The organism is Streptomyces phaeochromogenes, assembly GCF_001418655.1.
Taxonomy (GTDB): domain Bacteria; phylum Actinomycetota; class Actinomycetes; order Streptomycetales; family Streptomycetaceae; genus Streptomyces; species Streptomyces phaeochromogenes.
The window spans coordinates 1-18,162 of record NZ_LIQZ01000221.1 but is presented as its reverse complement, the minus strand read 5'-3'; the positions used below and the strand labels follow the sequence as shown (position 1 = coordinate 18,162).

At 71.1% G+C, this 18,162-nt stretch carries 15 protein-coding genes, 1 tRNA gene and 2 pseudogenes; 15 read left to right on the top strand and 3 right to left on the bottom strand.

The annotated features are described in order from the left end of the window. The 12 genes and pseudogenes from AOK17_RS28115 to AOK17_RS28060 all read left to right on the top strand — a co-directional run. Positions 1 to 753 (top strand): annotated as a pseudogene (locus AOK17_RS28115) (O-antigen ligase domain-containing protein); the annotation flags it as partial. Positions 754 to 755: 2 nt separating this feature from the next. Continuing rightward, a complete protein-coding gene (locus AOK17_RS28110) occupies positions 756 to 1,997 on the top strand; it encodes a glycosyltransferase (protein ID WP_055615359.1) in 1,242 nt (413 codons plus the stop codon). Then, positions 1,994 to 3,229 carry a class I SAM-dependent methyltransferase gene (locus AOK17_RS28105; protein ID WP_055615356.1) on the top strand — a complete coding sequence of 412 codons (1,236 nt, stop codon included), beginning with the start codon at positions 1,994 to 1,996 and terminating at the stop codon, positions 3,227 to 3,229. The genes AOK17_RS28110 and AOK17_RS28105 overlap by 4 nt, the downstream gene beginning before the upstream one ends. A 13-nt stretch (positions 3,230 to 3,242) precedes the next feature. Then, complete coding sequence (locus AOK17_RS28100; protein WP_055615355.1) at positions 3,243 to 4,037, top strand: glycosyltransferase family protein; 795 nt, start codon at positions 3,243 to 3,245, stop codon at positions 4,035 to 4,037. After that, complete coding sequence (locus tag AOK17_RS28095) at positions 4,034 to 4,681, top strand: PIG-L deacetylase family protein (protein ID WP_055615354.1); 648 nt, start codon at positions 4,034 to 4,036, stop codon at positions 4,679 to 4,681. Before AOK17_RS28100 ends, AOK17_RS28095 begins: the two co-directional genes overlap by 4 nt. A gap of 3 nt (positions 4,682 to 4,684) precedes the next feature. Then, complete coding sequence (locus tag AOK17_RS28090) at positions 4,685 to 5,710, top strand: NAD-dependent epimerase/dehydratase family protein (protein WP_055615353.1); 1,026 nt, start codon at positions 4,685 to 4,687, stop codon at positions 5,708 to 5,710. Beyond that, positions 5,707 to 7,005 carry a DUF4910 domain-containing protein gene (locus tag AOK17_RS28085; protein WP_245697412.1) on the top strand — a complete coding sequence of 433 codons (1,299 nt, stop codon included), beginning with the start codon at positions 5,707 to 5,709 and terminating at the stop codon, positions 7,003 to 7,005. The genes AOK17_RS28090 and AOK17_RS28085 overlap by 4 nt, the downstream gene beginning before the upstream one ends. Positions 7,006 to 7,010: 5 nt before the next feature. After that, positions 7,011 to 8,285, top strand: coding sequence for an MATE family efflux transporter (locus AOK17_RS28080; RefSeq protein WP_055615358.1), 1,275 nt, complete (start codon positions 7,011 to 7,013; stop codon positions 8,283 to 8,285). Further along, positions 8,282 to 9,229, top strand: coding sequence for a glycosyltransferase family 2 protein (locus AOK17_RS28075; RefSeq protein WP_055615351.1), 948 nt, complete (start codon positions 8,282 to 8,284; stop codon positions 9,227 to 9,229). Before AOK17_RS28080 ends, AOK17_RS28075 begins: the two co-directional genes overlap by 4 nt. After that, positions 9,226 to 10,458 (top strand): polysaccharide pyruvyl transferase family protein, encoded by a 1,233-nt coding sequence (locus AOK17_RS28070; RefSeq protein ID WP_055615350.1) that lies wholly within the window; start codon positions 9,226 to 9,228, stop codon positions 10,456 to 10,458. Before AOK17_RS28075 ends, AOK17_RS28070 begins: the two co-directional genes overlap by 4 nt. Then, positions 10,455 to 11,006, top strand: a complete 552-nt coding sequence (gene rfbC, locus AOK17_RS28065) for a dTDP-4-dehydrorhamnose 3,5-epimerase (RefSeq protein WP_055615349.1) — start codon at positions 10,455 to 10,457, stop codon at positions 11,004 to 11,006. Before AOK17_RS28070 ends, rfbC begins: the two co-directional genes overlap by 4 nt. 7 nt (positions 11,007 to 11,013) lie before the next feature. Then, positions 11,014 to 12,339, top strand: a complete 1,326-nt coding sequence (locus AOK17_RS28060; protein WP_055615348.1) for a glutamate-1-semialdehyde 2,1-aminomutase — start codon at positions 11,014 to 11,016, stop codon at positions 12,337 to 12,339. Between the two features lie 26 nt (positions 12,340 to 12,365). Here the strand turns inward: AOK17_RS28060 and AOK17_RS28055 are convergent, their stop codons facing one another. Continuing rightward, positions 12,366 to 13,040: a phosphatase PAP2 family protein gene (locus AOK17_RS28055; RefSeq protein ID WP_055615347.1), complete on the bottom strand. Its 675-nt coding sequence runs from the start codon at positions 13,038 to 13,040 to the stop codon at positions 12,366 to 12,368. An 867-nt stretch (positions 13,041 to 13,907) separates the two neighbouring features. Here AOK17_RS28055 and AOK17_RS28050 point away from each other — a divergent pair. Next, a complete protein-coding gene (locus tag AOK17_RS28050) occupies positions 13,908 to 14,624 on the top strand; it encodes a methyltransferase domain-containing protein (protein ID WP_055615357.1) in 717 nt (238 codons plus the stop codon). Between the two features lie 119 nt (positions 14,625 to 14,743). Here AOK17_RS28050 and AOK17_RS28045 read toward each other — a convergent pair. Further along, a tRNA-Pro gene (locus tag AOK17_RS28045) sits at positions 14,744 to 14,817 on the bottom strand. Between the two features lie 157 nt (positions 14,818 to 14,974). Between AOK17_RS28045 and AOK17_RS28040 the strand changes: the two are divergent. Further along, positions 14,975 to 15,685: pseudogene (locus tag AOK17_RS28040) on the top strand (transketolase). Positions 15,686 to 15,745: 60 nt separating this feature from the next. Beyond that, complete coding sequence (locus AOK17_RS28035; RefSeq protein WP_055615346.1) at positions 15,746 to 16,666, top strand: transketolase family protein; 921 nt, start codon at positions 15,746 to 15,748, stop codon at positions 16,664 to 16,666. Positions 16,667 to 16,700: 34 nt separating this feature from the next. Here the strand turns inward: AOK17_RS28035 and AOK17_RS28030 are convergent, their stop codons facing one another. Beyond that, positions 16,701 to 17,948, bottom strand: coding sequence for an MFS transporter (locus AOK17_RS28030; RefSeq protein WP_425424644.1), 1,248 nt, complete (start codon positions 17,946 to 17,948; stop codon positions 16,701 to 16,703). Positions 17,949 to 18,162: the final 214 nt, after the last annotated feature.

The following is an 18,162-nucleotide window of genomic DNA, read 5'->3' as shown; positions in this document are numbered from 1 at the left end:
GCGGCGGTGATCATCGGGCTCACCGTACTGCTCGTACTGGGCCGCCGGACCGACAGGACAAGCGCGGCGGTGGTCATCGTGCCGTCACTCGTCCTGCTCGTGCTGACCCATACCCGGACGGCCACCCTCGGGCTGCTCATCGGGTTGACGTTGGCGATCGGCTCGCTCGTCCTGACCAGTGCCGCCGCCCGCCGGTTCTTCGTCTGGGCGGTGCTGTGCGCCACGGTGGCCGCGGTGGCGTTGAGTTCCGCGCTGCAGGCGTGGTTCCTGCGCGGGCAGAGCCAGGAGAACTTCTCCAATCTCACCGGTCGGGCCAAGGTCTGGGACGCCCTGCTGGCAGCGCCCCGGACGTCCTTCGAGCAGCTGTTCGGCATGGGCCTGGGCGACAAGTCGTTCGGCGGGCTGCCGATCGACAACAGCTGGCTGGCCGTCTACCAGGAGCAGGGTCTGATCGGCGTCGCCCTGGTGGCGGCGATCATCATCGTCCTTGCCGGCGTCGCGTTGCTGCGGCCACCGTCGCTGCCGAGGGCCTGCGCGATCTTCCTGATCAGCTACTGCGGGATCGCGTCGTACACCGAGGCCGGTCTTGGCGACGCCTCGCCGTATCTGCTGCATCTGGCCGTGGCCGCCTCACTGCTGGCGACTCCTGCCGCGGCCACTCGCCTCTCGACGCCCGAAGTCCCTCGATTCCCGACGCCCGAAGCCCCGCGACGACACATCCCGCGATGGGCCCGAAGATCGGAGGTGACCTGAGCATGCACGTCCTCGTGGTGCACAACCGCTACGCCTCGGCACAGCCGAGTGGGGAGAACAAGGTCGTCGACCAGGAGGTCGCGCTGCTGCGCGAGGCCGGCCACCGGGTCGAGGTGTTCGAGCGGCGCAGCGACGACATCGCCGCCCGGTCCCTCCTTTCCAAGGCCGCGCTGCCGCTCCTCGTGCCGTGGAACCCGGCGGTCCGATCGGAGCTCGCCGCCCGGCTGCGCACCGAACGGCCGGACGTGGTGCACGTTCACAACGTCTTCCCGCTCCTGTCGCCCGCGGTCCTTGCCGCCTGCGCCGACGCCGACGTGCCCGCCGTCGCCACGCTGCACAACTACACCCAGGTCTGCCCACCCGGCACGCTGCAACGCGACGGCCGGCCGTGCACCGAGTGCGTCGGCTCCGCACCACTGCCCGCCGTCCGGCACGGCTGCTACCGGGGCTCCCGCCTCGCGACGGTGCCGCTCGCGGTCAGCCTGTCGGTCAACCGGCGGCGGTGGTGGTCCGGCGTGGAGCGGTTCTTCTGCCTCTCCGCGGCGCAGCGCGACGTCCTGGTGCGTGCCGGCATGCCCGCCGAGCGACTGGCGGTGAAGCACAACTTCGTTCCGGAACCGGGCACTTGCCGAGTGGGTGACGGCGAGCACGTGCTCTATCTCGGCCGGCTCGCGGAGGTCAAGGGTGTGCGGCTGCTCATGACCGCGTGGGACGAGATCGCGGCGAGCGGCGGTGTGGGAGTACCGCTCGTGATCGCCGGCACCGGGCCGCTGGAGCCCGAGGTGACCGCCTGGGCCGCCGGCCGGGACGACGTGCGCTACGTCGGCCTGTACGACCCGGAGCAGTGCCGGCAGGCCATCGCGCGGTCGGTCGCCGTGGTGGCTCCCTCGACGTGGCTGGAGGCGTTCGGCCTGGTGGTCGTGGAGGCGATGGCGGCCGGGGTCCCGACCGTCGCCGCCGGTCACGGCGCCTTCGTCGAACTCGTCGAGGACGGGGTGACCGGGCTGCTGCACCGGCCGGGCGAGCCCGCCTCGCTCGCGTCCTGCATACGCCGGATCGCGGCCGAGCCGGCCCGCAACCGGGAGATGGGCCGGGCGGCCAGACGCCGCTACGAGAAGGGCTTCAGCCCGGCCGTCGGCCTGGAGCGCCTGGTGGAGGAGTACCGCACCGCGATCGCGGGTCGGTCAGCACTGGCTCGCGGCGAGGACACGCGCGCGGGCAGGGGGGATGGGGACAGCAGATGACACGATGCCGACTCTGCGGCTCGGAAGCGATGGCGAGCGTCGTCGACCTTGGGGCGACGCCGCCGTGTGAAAGCTTTCTCGCCGCGGACCAACTGGACCGGCCGGAACCGGCGTACCCACTGCACCTGCGGGTCTGCACCGACTGCTGGCTGGCGCAGATCCCGCCGCTGATCACGCCGGAGGAGACGTTCAAGGAGTACGCGTACTTCTCCTCGTTCTCGACCTCCTGGGTGGAGCACGCGCGCACGTACGTCTCCGATGCCGTACAGCGGCTGGACCTCGGCGCCGACGCCTTCGTGGTCGAAGTCGCCAGCAACGACGGCTACTTGCTACGGCACGTGGTGGACCGGGGGATCCGCTGCCTCGGCATCGAGCCCTCGGTGAACGTCGGTGCCGCGGCGCGGGAGGCGGGGGTGCCCACGGTCACGGAGTTCCTGAGCCCCGACACCGGCTCCGCCGTGCGTGCCGAGCACGGCCCGGCGGATCTGGTCGTGGCCAACAACGTGTACGCGCACATCCCCGACGTGGTCGGCTTCACCCAGGGGTTGCGCGCGCTGGTCGCCGACGACGGCTGGGTCTCCATCGAGGTGCAGCACCTGCTGACCCTGATCGAGGAGAACCAGTACGACACGATCTACCACGAGCACTTCCAGTACTACACGGTCGCGTCCGCGATCCGAGCCCTCGCGAGCGGCGGACTGACGCTCGTGGACGTCGAGTTGCTGCCCACACACGGCGGCTCCATCCGGCTGTGGGCCCGGCCGGCCGAGGTCGCGGGGGATCCCTCGCAGCGGGTGGCCGACGTGCTGGCCCGGGAGAAGGCCGCCGGGTTGCAGGAGCTGTCCGGGTACGCCGAGTTCTCCGCCCGGGTGGCCAAGGTGCGCCGGGACCTCCTGCGGTTCCTCATCGAGGCGGCCGAGCGCGGCGAGACGGTCGTCGGCTACGGCGCCCCGGGCAAGGGCAACACCCTGCTCAACCACTGCGGCATCCGGCCCGACCTGCTCGCGTACACGGTCGACCGCAATCCGTACAAGCACGGCAGGTTCACCCCGGGCACCCGCATCCCGATCCTGCCGCCCGAGCAGATAGCCGCCGACAAGCCGGACTACGTCCTCGTCCTCCCGTGGAACCTGCGGGCCGAACTGGTCGAGCAGCTGTCGTTCGTGCACGAGTGGGGCGGCCGGCTGGTCTTTCCGATCCCGGAACTCAGCATTGTCGAGGTCGCGTCTTGAAAGAGGTCACAGCATGAAGGTCGTTCTGTTCTGCGGCGGTTACGGGATGCGCATGCGCAACGGAACCTCCGACGACGTGCCCAAGCCGATGGCGATGGTCGGCCCGCGACCGCTGATCTGGCATGTCATGCGCTACTACGCGCACTTCGGGCACACGGAGTTCATCCTGTGCCTCGGGTACGGGGCCCACCACATCAAGGACTTCTTCCTCAACTACGAGGAGACGACGTCCAACGACTTCGTGCTGCGGGGCGGGAAGACCGAGCTGCTGTCCACCGACATCTCGGACTGGACGATCACGTTCGCGCAGACCGGCATCGAGTCGCCGATCGGGGAGCGGCTGCGCCGGGTGCGGCACCATCTGGACGGCGACGAGATGTTCCTCGCCAACTACGCCGACGTACTCACCGACGCTCCGCTGCCGGAGATGATCGACCGGTTCACCCCGCGCGACGCCGGTGCGTCGATGATGGTGGTGCCGCCGCAGTCCTCGTTCCACTGCGTGGAGCTGGGTGAGGACGGCCTGGTGGGGGGCATCACCGCGGTGAGCGAACTCCCGCTGTGGGAGAACGGTGGCTACTTCGTGCTCCGCCAGGAGATCTTCGACCACATACCGGAGAACGGTGACCTGGTCGCCGACGGATGCGCCCAACTCGCCAAGCGCGGCCGGTTGGTGGCGCACCAACACTACGGCTTCTGGAAGCCGACCGACACCGTGAAGGAGCGGGCCGCGCTCGACGACTCCTACGCCCGGGGCGACCGCCCGTGGGCCGTGTGGGAGCGGGACCGTGCCGGAGTCAGAGCGTGATCCGGCTCGGGGCCGGCCCCCTGGAGCGGATCGTCGCGGTGGGCGCGCACTGCGACGACATCGCCATCGGCGCCGGCGGCACGCTGCTGACGCTGTGCCTCGCACGACCGGGTGTACGTGTCGACGCGCTGGTGCTCTCCGGCGGTGGCAGCGAGCGCGAGCAGGAGGAGCAGGCCGCGCTCGGCGCCTTCTGCCCGGGCGCCGACCTGCGGCTGACCGTGCTCAAGCTGCCGGACGGCCGACTGCCGACGCACTGGGAAGAGGCCAAGGCCGCAATCGAGGAACTGCGCGAGCGGACCGAGCCGGATCTCGTGCTCGCCCCGCGTACCGACGACGCGCACCAGGATCACCGCGGCCTGGCGAAGCTGGTACCCACCGCATTCCGCGACCACCTGGTCCTCGGCTACGAGATCGTCAAGTGGGACGGCGATCTCGGCCGTCCGACGGCGTACCAGCCGCTGTCGCCGGAGATCGCCGAACAGAAGGTGCGGCTGCTGCAGGAGCACTACCCCTCGCAACGGCACCGGCCCTGGTTCGACCGGGAGGCCTTCCTCGGTCTCGCACGGATCCGCGGCATCGAATGCCACGCGCGCTACGCCGAGGCGTTCGCCGTCACCAAACTCACTCTCGACCTGGGGGAATGAACAGTGCGCGTACTACTGACCGGACATCAGGGCTACCTGGGCACCGTGATGGCCCCGGTTCTCGCGGCCGCCGGGCACGAGGTCGTCGGCCTCGACGCCGGCCTGTTCGCCGACTGCGTGCTGGGCGACCCGCCCGCGGACCCACAGGGGCACCGGGTGGACCTGCGCGATGTCACGGCCGAACACGTGGCCGGGGTGGACGCCGTGATCCACCTGGCCGCGCTCTCCAACGACCCGCTGGGATCGCTGGCGCCGGACCTCACCTACGACATCAACCACCACGCCTCCGTACGGCTGGCCCGGCTGGCCCGCGACGCCGGAGTGCGGCGCTTCCTGTACGCATCTACGTGCTCGGTCTACGGCGCTTCCGGCGGTGACGACCTGGTGGCCGAGGACGCCCCGCTGCGCCCGGTGACGCCGTACGCGGAGTCCAAGGTGCGGGTGGAGGACGACCTGCACGCGCTGGCCGACGGCGACTTCAGCCCGGTGTTCATGCGCAACGCCACCGCCTTCGGCTACTCGCCCCGGCTGCGCGCCGACATCGTGCTGAACAACCTGGTGGGTCATGCGCTGCTGTCCGGCGAGGTGTTGGTGCTCTCCGACGGCACCCCCTGGCGCCCGCTGGTGCACGCCGCCGACATCGCACGGGCCTTCGCCGCCGCGCTGACCGCGCCGCGGGAAGCGGTGCACGACCGGGCGTTCAACATCGGCAGCGAGACCAACAACGTCACGGTGGCCGAGATCGCCGAGCAGGTCGCCGAGGCGGTGTCCGGCGCGAAGGTGGTGATCACCGGGGAGAACGGCGCCGATCCGCGGTCGTACCGGGTGGACTTCTCCCGGTTCCGCGCCGCGATCCCGGGCTTCGACTGCGAGTGGACGGTGAAGCAGGGCGCGCTCGAACTCGCCGACGCCTACCGGAAGTTCGGGCTGACCCGGGAGGACTTCGAACGACGCTTCACCCGTCTTGCCGTGCTGCGCGCGGCGTCCGAGTCCGGTGCCGTCGACGACACCCTGCGGTGGCGCCGATGACCGCGGTCGGCGAGCAGATGACGACCGGCGCCGGCGAGGAGATGCACGCGCTGGTGGAGCGGCTGTACCCGCTGTGCCGGAGCATCACCGGCGACGGTGTGCGCGCCACCCTGGAGATCGTCGGCGAGTACGTCCCGCTCCAGGTGCACGAGGTGCCGACCGGGACGCAGGTGCTCGACTGGACGGTGCCGCAGGAGTGGAACATCCGGGACGCGTACGTTGCCGACAGCTCCGGCCGCCGGGTCGTCGACTTCGCCGCGTCCAGCCTGCACGTGCTCGGCTACAGCGTGCCGGTGTCGCGGACCATGCCGCTGGCCGAGCTGCGTGAACACCTGCACACCCTGCCGGACCACCCGGCCTGGGTGCCGTACCGCACCAGCTACTACAAGCCGGAATGGGGATTCTGCCTGGCCCAGGAGACCTTGGACGCGATGCCGGACGGCGACTACGAGGTGCGCGTCGACTCCACACTCGCCGACGGTCACCTCACCTACGCCGAGCATGTGGTCCCCGGGCAGGTCCAGGACGAGGTGATCGTCTCCTGCCACGTCTGCCACCCGTCACTGGCCAACGACAACCTGGCCGGCATCGCGGTGGCGACTTTCCTGGCCCGCGCGCTGGCACAGCAGACGCCGTACTACACCTACCGGTTCATATACGCGCCCGGCACCATCGGGGCGATCACCTGGCTGGCCCGCAACGCGGAGCGGGTGGAACGGGTCAGGCACGGGCTCGTGCTGGCCTGCGCAGGCGACCCGGGCCAACTGACGTACAAGCAGAGCAGGCGCGGCGACGCGGAGATCGACCGGGTGATGCGGCATGTGCTGGCCGCCTCCGAACGCCCGCACCGCGTCAACGAGTTCACTCCGTACGGCTACGACGAGCGGCAGTACTGCTCGCCCGGGTTCGATCTCGGCGTGGGCTCGCTCAGCCGGACCCCGTACGCCGGCTACCCCGAGTACCACACCTCGGCGGACAACCCGGACTTCGTCTCCCCGGACGCGATGGAGGACACGCTCGCCGTCTGCCGCGAGGCGTTCGCCGTCCTCGACGGCAACCGGCGGTACGTCAACCTCAGCCCCTACGGCGAACCGCAGCTGGGCCGACGGGGGTTGTACGACTCTCTCGGCGGCCGCAGCGACGCGAAGCAGGCCGAGATGGCCATGCTCTGGGTACTCAGTCTCTCCGACGGCGAGCACGGTCTGCTGGACGTCGCCGAGCGGTCCGGGCTGCCGTTCGGCACCGTCGCCGCCGCGGCCGACGCCCTGCACGGCGCCGGGCTGATCAAGGCGTGACGCCGATGGCCACCGAGGGAGGGAAGCGGACCGCCAAGCGGGCCATGGTCGGCCGGCTGTCCTGGGGACTGGCCGACCAGGCGGCCTCCAGCATGACCAACTTCGCGGTGGGGCTCTACGTGGCACGCTCGCTGGGGCTGGCCGCGTTCGGCGTGTTCAGCCTGGCCTGGCTGACCTACGGCGTGGTGCTCAACGTCTCCCGCGGCCTGGCCACCGACCCGCTCGTGGTGCGCTTCAGCGGCGTACCGACCGCGTCCTGGCGCTCGGCGGCGGCCCGGTCGTCGGGTGCCGCCCTCGGCATCGGTACCGCCCTCGGCGCCGCGTGTCTGCTGGTCGGGCTGGGCCTGGGCGGCCGTGTGGGGCCCGCCTTCGTCTGCCTCGGCGTCGTGCTGCCTGCGCTGTTGCTGCAGGACGCCTGGCGGTTCGCGTTCTTCGCGGCCGGCGCCGGGCAGAAGGCGTTCGCCAACGACCTCGTGTGGGGCGTCGCGCTCGTGCCGGCCATGGTGGTGGCGGCCCGCGTGGGCAGCGTGGCCGCTTTCGTGCTCGCCTGGGGCGCGTCCGCCACGGTGGCCGCGGTGTACGGCTGCCTCCAGTCAGGCATCCGCCCCCGGATGACCGGGGCGCGCGGGTGGCTTCGCGAGCAGCGCGATCTCGGCTACCGGTACCTGGTCGAGAACGTCAGCCTCAGCGGCGCGAGCCAGCTGAGGGCGTACGGGCTCGGCGCGATCGTCGGGGTCGGCGCGGTGGGTGCGGTCCGGGGCGCCGAGCTCCTGCTCGGCCCGTTCCTCGCTCTGCTGATGGGGCTGTCGCTGGTCACCGTCGCCGAGGCGGCACGGGTGCTGCGGCAGGCCCCGCATCAACTGACCAGATTCTGCCTCCACCTTGGCGGCGGGCAGGCCGTCGCCGCGCTGCTCTGGGGCACGGCTCTGCTGCTGATGCCGGACCGGGTCGGCGAGTTCGTGCTCGGTGGCGTCTGGAGCTCTGCCTCCGAACTCATCGTGCCGGCGACGCTCGGCGTCGCGGGGGCCGGCCTCGGCAGCGGCGCGGCGGCCGGGCTGCGCGCGCTCGCCGCGGCCCGGCGCAGCCTGCGCAGCCAGCTGTTCGCCTCCGCCTGTTACGTCATCGGCGGGCTCGGCGGAGCGGCCGTGGCCGGCACGGTCGGTTCGGCCTGGGGCGTCGCCGCCGCGACGTCGATCAGCTCGGCCGTGTGGTGGCTGCAGCTGCGGTCCGCTCTGCGCGAGCGCCACCACAACCCCATTCCCGAAGTGAGGACGCCATGACCGCGCAACCCAGGCTGAGCATCGGCCTGCCCGTGTACAACGGCGAGGAGTACCTGGCCGAGGCGCTCGACGCCCTGCTCGGCCAGACCTACGAGGACTTCGAGCTGGTCATCTCCGACAACGCCTCGACCGACGGGACCCGGGACATCTGCGACCGGTACGCCGCGAAGGACTCGCGCATCCGGTACATCCGGCTGACCCGGAACATCGGGGCCGCACCGAACCACAACTACGTGTTCACGGAGTGCCGCGGCGAACTGTTCAAGTGGGCCTCGCACGACGACCTCTACGCCCGCGACCTGCTGCGGCGCTGCGTGGAGGCGCTGGACGAGCGGCCGGACGTGATCCTTGCGCACTCCGGCCAGGCGGTCATCGACGGCGACGGCCAGGTGAAGGTCCCGTACGAGTACGGGCTGGCCACCGACTCGCCACACGCGCCGGAACGCTTCCGCAGTCTGCTGTTCGAGCCCGGTGGCGACGACTTCTACGGTGTGATGCGGGCCGACGTGCTGCGCCGGGTGAAGCCGCACGACAGCTACCACCACGCGGATCGCACGTTCGTCGCCGAGATCACCCTGCACGGGCCGTTCCACCAGGTGCCGGAGCTGCTGTACTTCCGCCGCGACCACCCCACCCGCGCCGAGCGGGCGAACCCGGGCAAGCGCGCCCGGTGCGTCAACCTGGACCCGCGCCGGGCCGGCGCGCTGCACCCGACACCCCGGCTGCTCGCCGAGTACGTCTGGGGCTTCGTCTCGGCGGTCCGGCGGGCGCCGTTGTCCGCGGCCGACCGGCGCGCGTGCTACCGCCACCTGGCCGCATGGATGACCAGCCGGGTCCGGCCGGGTGCCGGCGAGCGGGTCGAGGACCGCGCCCCGGTCGACCCGGGCCGGCTCACCGTCTCCGTCGACGCCCTCGTCGCCGGACGTGAGGGGCGGCAGGCATGACACCCGCGAACCGAACCCCGGTGCGCGTCGGGGTGTTCGGCCTGCTCGGCTCCGGCAATCTCGGCAACGACGGGTCACTGGAGGCCGTGCTCGGCTACCTCCGCGCCGAACACCCGGAGGCGGTCGTGGACGCGCTGTGCGGCGGACCCGAGGTCGTCACGGCCCGGTACGGCATCCCCGCGACGCGGCTGCACTGGTACCGCGGGGAGTACCGGACTGCGTCGCGGGCGGGCGCGATCGCGGGCAAGGGCCTGGGCAAACTCGTCGACGCCGTCCGTACCGCTGCCTGGGTGCGCCGGCACGACGTGGTGATCGTGCCGGGCATGGGCGTCCTGGAGGCCACGCTGCCGCTGCGGCCGTGGGGCTTCCCGTACTCGTTGTTCCTGCTCTGCGCGAGCGGCCGACTGTTCGGCACCCGCGTCGCGCTGGTCGGCGTCGGGGCCGCCGCGATCGGCAACCGGCCGACCCGGGCCCTGGTGCGCTGGTCGGCGCAGCTGGCCGGCTACCGGTCGTACCGGGACGCCCTGTCCCGCGACGCGATGCGGGCGATGGGCGTGGACACCGCGCGTGACAAGGTCTACCCGGACCTCGCCTTCGCCCTGCCGACGCCGCCTGCGAGCGCGCCCTCGGGTTCGCCGGGCCCGGTCTGCGTCGGTGTCATGGACTTCCACGGCGGCAACGACGACCGCGCACGGGCCGAGGAGATCCACCGCCGCTACCTCGACGGGACAACGCGCTTCGTCCGCGCGCTGGTCGAGGACGGGAGGCCGGTCCGGCTGCTCACCGGCGACGAGTGCGACCGGCCGGTGGTCACCGCGATCCTCGACGCGGTGGACTCGCCGCTGGTCACCGCTGCCGAGGCGGCCTCGCTCGCCGACCTGATGAAGGAGACGGCGGCTGCCGACACCGTGGTGGCCACCCGGTACCACAACCTGGTCTGCGCGCTGAAGGTCGGCACGCCGACGCTCGCACTCAGCTATGCGGCGAAGAGCGACGCCCTCATGGACCGGATGGGCCTTGCCGCGTACTGCCACCCGGCTCGCGAGGTCGACGCCGACCAACTCCTGGAACAGTTCCGGGCGTTGGAGAAACGATCGGCGGAGCTGCGGCGGACCCTCACCGAGCGGAACCTGACCGCCGCCCGGCAACTAGAGGACCAGTTCACCGCTTTGACCGCGGCCCTGTTCCCGGCGGCCGACCACGCCCACGCCTTGAGGGAGGCCAGATGAAGGCGACCGAGGTCCCTGCGATCGACGGCGCGTACCTGTTCGAGCCGACGCCGTACTCCGACGAGCGCGGCTTCTTCTGCCGCACCTTCGACGCCGATGTGGTCCGCTCGGTGGGCCTCGACCCGGACGCCTTCGTCCAGGACAGCCTGTCCCGCTCGGTCCGGGGCGTGCTGCGCGGCCTGCACCTGCGCTCCGGCGCGGGCGAGGCCAAGCTGGTGCGCTGCTCGTACGGACGGATCTTCGACGTCGTCGTCGACCTGCGGACGGACTCACCGACGTACCGCAACGTGGCGACCTTCGAGTTGTCCGGCGATACGCAGACGACTCTCTACATACCGGCGGGCTGTGCCCACGGATTCCAGGCCCTGACCGGGACCGCCGACACCTCGTACCGGATCGACCGCCCGCACGATCCGGCCGAGGACGTGACGATCGCCTTCGACGACCCGGAGCTCGCCATCCCGTGGCCGCTCCCGCCCGCCTCGATGTCCCAGCGGGACCGGGAGGCGCCGAGCCTCGCCGAGGTCCTGAAGCAGAAGGAGAGCTGAAGTCACCGTGGACACCGAAGAGTTCGGCCTTCCCCGATCGCGGGCGGCGAACGAGCGGCTGCACGCCCTGATCCCCGGCGGCGCGCACACCTACGCCAAGGGCGACGACCAGTACCCCGAGAACCTGGCCCCGGTCATCAGCCACGGCCGCGGTGCCCACGTGTGGGACGTCGACGGCAACTGCTACATCGAGTACGGCTCCGGCCTGCGCTCGGTCAGCCTCGGCCACGCCCACCCACGCGTGACCGAGGCGGTGCGACGGGAACTCGACCGCGGCAGCAACTTCGTCCGGCCGTCCATCGTGGAGGTCGAGGCGGCGGAACGCTTCCTGGCCACCGTGCCGACCGCCGAGATGGTGAAGTTCGCGAAGAACGGCTCCGACGCCACCACCGCCGCGGTGCGCCTCGCCCGCGCCGCCACCGGGCGCCCGCGGGTGGCCCTCTGCGCCGACCATCCGTTCTTCTCCACCGACGACTGGTTCATCGGCACCACGCCGATGTCCGCCGGCATTCCGGCGGCGACCAACGAGCTGACCGTGGCATTCCCCTACGGGGACCTGGCCGCCACGGAGGAACTCCTCACCCGGTACCAGGACGAGGTCGCCTGCCTGATCCTGGAACCCGCCACCCACACCGAGCCGCCGCCCGGATACCTGGCCGGCCTGCGCGAGCTGGCCGACCGGCACGGCTGTGTACTGATCTTCGACGAGATGATCACCGGCCTCCGCTGGTCCGAGGCGGGCGCCCAGGGCCTGTACGGCGTCGTTCCCGACCTCTCCACGTTCGGAAAGGCGCTGGGCAACGGGTTCGCCGTCTCCGCGCTGGCCGGGCGCCGCGATCTGATGGAGCTGGGCGGGCTGCGTCACTCCGGCGAACGGGTGTTCCTGCTGTCCACCACGCACGGTGCGGAAACGCACTCGCTCGCCGCCGCGATGGCCGTGCAGACCACCTACGTCGAGGAGGGCATCACCGCGCGGCTGCACACCCTCGGCGAGCGGCTGGCCGCCGGTGTCCGCGACGCGGCGGACAGCATGGGCGTCGGCGACCACGTCGTCGTCCGGGGCCGGGCCAGCAACCTGGTCTTCGCCACCCTCGACGAGAATCGGCAGCCGTCGCAGCAGTACCGCACCCTGTTCCTGCGCCGGCTCCTCGCGGGCGGGGTGCTGGCCCCGTCGTTCGTGGTGAGCAGCGCGCTCGGCGACGCCGACATCGATCACACCGTCGACGTGGTGGCCCAGGCATGCGCGGTGTACCGGAAGGCACTGGACGCCGCCGACCCGACCCCATGGCTGGCCGGACGACCGGTGAAGCCCGTATTCCGCCGCTTGGCATGACGGGCGGGACATGACGTGACGTGACGTCAGCGGCGGTCCCGCCGACCGGCGTCGGCCATCCGGTCGGCCGTCCGGTCGACCAGCCACGCGGTCGCCGGTGTCACTGCCAGCGCGGTGCACCAGCCGCCGAGGACATCGGTCGGGTAGTGCGCGCCCAGGGCGACCTGCGCCCAGCCCATTGCGGCGCCGGCGACCAGCGCCGCTGCGAGTACGAGCAACGCGCCGGCCCTCCTGCCGAGGCCCAGCCGACCGGTCGCGAGCAGCGCCACCACGAGGGCGAGCGCGGTGAGGAAGGCGGTGTGCCCGCTCGGATAGGACAGGTTGTCGTCGCCGTGGATGGTGCGGCCCACCAGGGACTTGAGCAGCGTCGTCGTCACCACGGTCGTGCCGGCACCGGCAACGACGAGCACCGCCGCGCGAGGACGCCGCAGCAGCAGGCAGCCCGTCACGGCGACCACGACCAGCACCGCCGCTCCGGCGGGCTCCCCCAGGAAGTCCGTGGCCAGAGCGACGTTCCGCCACGGCGGCCGCACGCTGTCCGCCGTCGGCTGGATGACCCATCTGTCCACTGTGCCGGGTTCGCTGTGGCCGGCATACAGGACCCCGAGCACGACGACCACCAGCGCGGAGAGGACCGCGGTCAGCCCGAGCCACATGCGCAGCGACGGGGGCAGCACGGCGGTCGCCGACCGGCCGGTCACGCGTCCACCGCGTCCGGTCGGCCTGCGGTGCTTTGCCGTGATCGACGGAAGGCGCTCCGGATCCTGGCTTCTTGGGGCGGGGTGAGAATGCGGCCCGTCGTCCGGCCCGTGGCCGGCCATGAATCAGCGGCTTCCTGTTTCCCCTGCACCAAGCCCTCTTGAAGACTGCCGGGCCTGCTTTCGGTGACTTGTTTCCGGACGACTCCGGTGACGGCAAGTAGGACCGACCGGCCGCCCACCTGGTGGTCCGGACACGCCCCGCGTGGAAAAACCCGCACACCATCGCAAACCATCCGACAGATGTGATGCACCTCCCCTCCCGTCGTCAGATGTACGGGGTGCGCGCGACTGGACCGAGCAGGATTGCAAGCACTTCAAGCGCGAACCGGGCCGGGCCGAATTCCGGGCCCGCTCCGACTGAGCGATCCAACACAACTGACGCCGTTCGACGTGGTCTTCGGCTTCTGCCGACGCCAACTCGCCACCCACAGCCCCCATTGCGTCCGACTTGGCCCACGCAGGCGCCGTCAGTGTGTCCCTCACCCTGGTCAAAGGCATCGGAATCAGTCTCTGCTTGCCACCCTAACCAACGAGGCGGTCTCGGAAGGCCGCCGTCGAAAAGTCCACGGTCGACACTCCGCGAATCATGGTTCTGGATCGCATTCCCGCGCCGGAACCGCGAAATGTCGGCACGCCCCCGGCGCCGTGGACCGGCCCTCGACTGCCACGTAGCGAAGTTCGCCGTCCCTCTGCGCGTCCGCGTCCGTGATCCTATGCTTTGGGTACCTAAGGCGGAAAGAGGGGGGATGCCTGGTGAGCCCAGCAGTGCGCGAAACGTCAGCATTGAAGTCGGGGGTCAAGCGGCTCTTGGGACGTACGGGATTCGACATCGTGCGCACCAACAACAACCGGGGTGGAGTGGACGACTTCATCCCCTTCGAGGCAACGATGCAGGCCTCACGGGCGGCCGGCCTGTCGGTCGGTGACTACATCGACGAGGTCATGAACGGGACGCCTGGAGCCACCCGGTTCACCATCGACGAACTACGCACTCTCGGCGTCTTCGCCGCCAACCCGGACACGGTGCTGGAGATAGGCCCCGGGTCCGGACGGTACCTGGAGAAGACGCTGAAGGAGTGTTCACCAGGCCGCTACGAGATCTACGAGACGGCAGCGCCCTGGTCCGACTACCTGGTCGACACATTCGGCGTGGTCGCCCAACCGACCGCAGGATGCAGTCTCGCCTCGACACCCGACGGCAGCGTCGACCTCGTTCAGGCCCACAAGGTCTTCAACACCGTGACCTTCCTCTGCGCCTCCCGCTACTTCTTCGAGATGGCACGGGTCACGCGACCCGGTGGTCGGATCGTCTTCGACGTAATGACGGAGACCTGCCTGGACCCGGCCACGGTGCGTGCCTGGGCGACGAAGGGCGGCGCCGGGCACGGCTCCTACCCGGCCGCCATGCCTCGCCAGGCATGCGTGGACCTCTTCGCGACCCTCGGCTTCAGCCTGGAGGCCGGCTTCCTGGCCCCCATGGGCGTCGCCTCCACCGAGGTGCTTGTCTTCGGAAAGGGGGCTTGACCCTTACGACGGGTGTCCGACGTCGGCGTCTTCGACAGCCCCGCAGTGATCGAAGATCGGAAACGACGCATACGAAAAAGGTCTTCGCAGGCTCTCGCCTGCGAAGACCCTTCGCTCTGTCGGGACGACAGGATTTGAACCTGCGACCCCTTGACCCCCAGTCAAGTGCGCTACCAAGCTGCGCCACGTCCCGATGCCCGTTGTGACCTGGGGTTTCCCCTGGTTGAACGCGCACGGAAACAATACCGCACTCGGGTCGGTGGTCGCGCACTCCTTTTGTCCCGGTGATCGCCTCGACCCGGCGGTCACCGCTTGACCTCAACCTCGCTTGAGGTCGCACGATCGTCCGTATGACGACAACGACGACAACGGTGGAACGCGGCTACGGGTACGCGGACCTGCCTGGCCTGATGGGGCTCATGAGCGGGGACGAGAAGCACGGACCGGCGGCGACGTCCACGCTCGACGCACTCTGGGTGCTCTACGACCGGGTACTGCGGGTGACGCCGGAGCGGGCCGACGATCCGGAACGGGACCGGTTCCTGCTCTCCAAGGGGCACGGACCCATGGCCTACTACGCGGTCCTCGCCGCGAAGGGCTTCGTGCCGGTCGACTGGCTGCCGGGCTTCGGCTCGTACCAGTCGCCGCTCGGTCACCATCCGGACCGCGTGCTCGTACCGGGTGCCGAGATCGGCAGCGGTTAGCTCGGGCACGGGCTGCCGATCGCGGTCGGTACGGCGCTGGGTCTGCGCGCCCAAGGACTGCACGACCCCCGTGTATGGGTGCTGGTCGGGGACGCCGAACTGGACGAGGGCAGCAACCACGAGGCCATCGCGTACGCCGGTCCGGCCGGGCTCGACCAGCTGCACACCGTCGTGATCGACAACTCGTCCGCCAGTTACGCGCTCCCCGGCGGGATCGCCGCGCGCTTCGAGGCCGCGGGCTGGTCCGCCGAGACCGTCGACGGACGGGACCACGACGCCCTGTACGCCACCTTCACCGCCCCTCACCCGGGACGGCCACGCGTGGTCGTCGCCCGGGTGGAGCCGAAAACCGCCTGAGCCGGTCACCCACGCCCACACACCCGCACACCCGCACACCCGCAACGGAGGACTTTCCCCATGGACACCATGCGTGACCGCTTCGCCCCGGTCGTCTCACGGCTGCTCGACGAGGATCCGCGCGTCGCGGTCGTCCTCGCCGAGATCGGTGTGGCCGGATTCGAGGGCGCGCAGCACCGGCATCCGGACCGCGTGATCAACGTCGGCATCCGGGAGCAGCTGCTGGTCGGAGCGGGCGCGGGCCTGGCGCTGACCGGCCTGCGGCCCGTGGTGCACACCTTCGCCAGCTTCCTCGTCGAGCGGCCCTTCGAGCAGGTCAAGCTGGACCTCGGGCACCAGGACGTGGGCGCGGTGCTGGTCAGCGCCTCCGCGTCCTTCGACTGGCCCTCGGGCGGTTACACCCACATGGCACCCGGCGACATCGCCCTGCTGGACACGCTCGACGGCTGGACGGTGCATGTCCCGGGCCACCCGGACGAGGCCGAGACGCTTCTGCGGCACGCCGTCGCGGCAGGGGACGACAAGGTGTACGTACGGCTGTCCGTGCAGTCGAACGCCGAGGCCCTCGCCGTCGACGGAGCCCGCTTCCGCATCGTCCGCGAGGGGCGGGCCGGCGTGGTCGTCGCGGTCGGGCCGATGCTCGACGCGGTCCTAGCCGCCACTGAGGGGCTCGACGTCACCGTGCTGTACGGCACGACCGTCCGCCCCTTCGACTCGGCCGCGCTGCGCCGGGCCACGGAGTCCGCGGGGACCGATGTCGTCCTCGTCGAGCCCTACCTGGCCGGAACGTCGACGGCGGTCGCGAACGACGCCCTGGCGGATCTGCCGCACCGCGTTCTAGGCCTCGGCGTCGGCCGCCGCGAGCTGCGCCGCTACGGGCAGATCGAGGAACACGTGGCCGCGCACGGGCTGGACGCCGGGTCGTTGCGGGAGCGGATCGGTGGGTTCCTGGGGGCGACGGCGACGCGGGTCAGTGCGTAGGCCTGGCTCTGCCTCCGGGCTCCTCGGCCCGGCTTCAGCTCTTACCGCCGGCGCACGTCTGTCTCTTCCCTTGTCCGTCTTCTCCACTGGTACGCGTACCCGCAGGGCGGGCCATCCCCGTGGACCCGTGCGACAGCGACAGCGACAGCGATGTCGGCGCCTCGGCCCGCACCAGCCCTCGAATCGCGGGCACCGAGAGCAGTGCCGTCGCCACGACGAGGGTCATGGCGCCTGCAACGAGGAGGACGTTGTCCGCGCCGAGGGCCGCCGCGGCCGGGCCTGCGAGGGCCTGGCCGACCGGCATCATGGCCAGGGAGCCGGCGATGTCGTACGCGTGGATGCGGTTCAGGGCGTCGGGCGGGACCTGGGTCTGCACGCTGGTCGCCCACATGACGCCCCAGAACGACAGGCCCGCGCCCGCTATCGCCGCACCGGCCGCCATCGCCGCCACTCCGAAGCCCGCTCCGACGGCGGCCGGGAAGCAGGCGAACGAGAAGAGGGCGAGCGAACCCGCGCGCAGCATGTGCCGAGGACGCAGGCGCAGTGCGATCAGGCCGCCTATGACCGTGCCCGCGCCGAGGGCGGAGTTGACCAGGCCGTAGGCGCGCGGCCCGTGCTCCTGGACGACCTCCGTCGCGACCAGCGGGACCGTCGGACCCCAGACGGAGATCATCAGGACGCACCAGATGACGATGACGCCCCACAGCCACGTCCGTGATCGGAACTCCCGCCAGCCCTGGACGAGATCGGCACCGAAGCCGTTGGTACGGACCCGGTGGTCGGGGTCGGCCGGCGGCAGCCGAAGCAGCAGGAGGCACAGGGCGCTCAGGGCGTAGGTGGTGGCGTGGGCCGCGAAGACCCCGCCGGGTGAGGCGAAGGCGACCAGCAGGCCGGCGAGCGCGGGGCCCGCGAGCTGGGCCGTGGACTCCGCGACCCGTATGGCGCCGTTGGCCGCCTGGACGTCGGTGGCGAGCCGAGGCACCGTGCTGGCGACGCCGGGCTCGAAGATCGCCGCCGCCGCGCCGTTGACCGCGCCGATCACACAGATCTGCCAGAGCACCACATGGCCGGTGAAGAACAACGTGGCGGCGACCGACTGGCTGCCCAGCCGCACCACGTCGGCGCCGATCATCAGCAGACGGGTGCTGAACCGGTCGGCGAAGACCCCGCCGAAGATCACGAGACCCGCGAAGCAGGCGGCCGACGCGGCCATGGCCAGGCCGACGGCCCCCACCCCGTAGCCGTGCTGCAGCAGTCCCGCCGCCAGCGCCACCGGCAACATCGTGTCGCCCAGCTTGGCGACCGCCCGCGCGGTGAAGAACAGCCCGAAATCCCGCGACCAGACCTTCCGGGGCCCGGCGGCATCACTCACATCACGCCGACCGGCCCCGCCACCGGCGCCACGGTGACTGCCATCGGCGCCACGCTGACCGCCGCCCCCATCACGGCCACCGGCGCCCGCGTCCTCCCCCGACGCCGGCACCCCACCCGAGGAC

Excerpts from the sequence above, each read along its gene's own strand:
- AOK17_RS28070 (WP_055615350.1), top strand. The coding sequence starts at position 9,226 with ATGACACCCGCGAACCGAACCCCGGTGCGCGTCGGGGTGTTCGGCCTG.
- AOK17_RS28035 (WP_055615346.1), top strand. The coding sequence starts at position 15,746 with ATGGACACCATGCGTGACCGCTTCGCCCCGGTCGTCTCACGGCTGCTC.
- rfbC (WP_055615349.1), top strand. The coding sequence starts at position 10,455 with ATGAAGGCGACCGAGGTCCCTGCGATCGACGGCGCGTACCTGTTCGAG.
- AOK17_RS28100 (WP_055615355.1), top strand. The coding sequence starts at position 3,243 with ATGAAGGTCGTTCTGTTCTGCGGCGGTTACGGGATGCGCATGCGCAAC.
- AOK17_RS28110 (WP_055615359.1), top strand. The coding sequence starts at position 756 with ATGCACGTCCTCGTGGTGCACAACCGCTACGCCTCGGCACAGCCGAGT.
- AOK17_RS28105 (WP_055615356.1), top strand. The coding sequence starts at position 1,994 with ATGACACGATGCCGACTCTGCGGCTCGGAAGCGATGGCGAGCGTCGTC.
- AOK17_RS28085 (WP_245697412.1), top strand. The coding sequence starts at position 5,707 with ATGACCGCGGTCGGCGAGCAGATGACGACCGGCGCCGGCGAGGAGATG.
- AOK17_RS28080 (WP_055615358.1), top strand. The coding sequence starts at position 7,011 with ATGGCCACCGAGGGAGGGAAGCGGACCGCCAAGCGGGCCATGGTCGGC.
- AOK17_RS28030 (WP_425424644.1), bottom strand. The coding sequence starts at position 17,948 with ATGTTGCCGGTGGCGCTGGCGGCGGGACTGCTGCAGCACGGCTACGGG.
- AOK17_RS28075 (WP_055615351.1), top strand. The coding sequence starts at position 8,282 with ATGACCGCGCAACCCAGGCTGAGCATCGGCCTGCCCGTGTACAACGGC.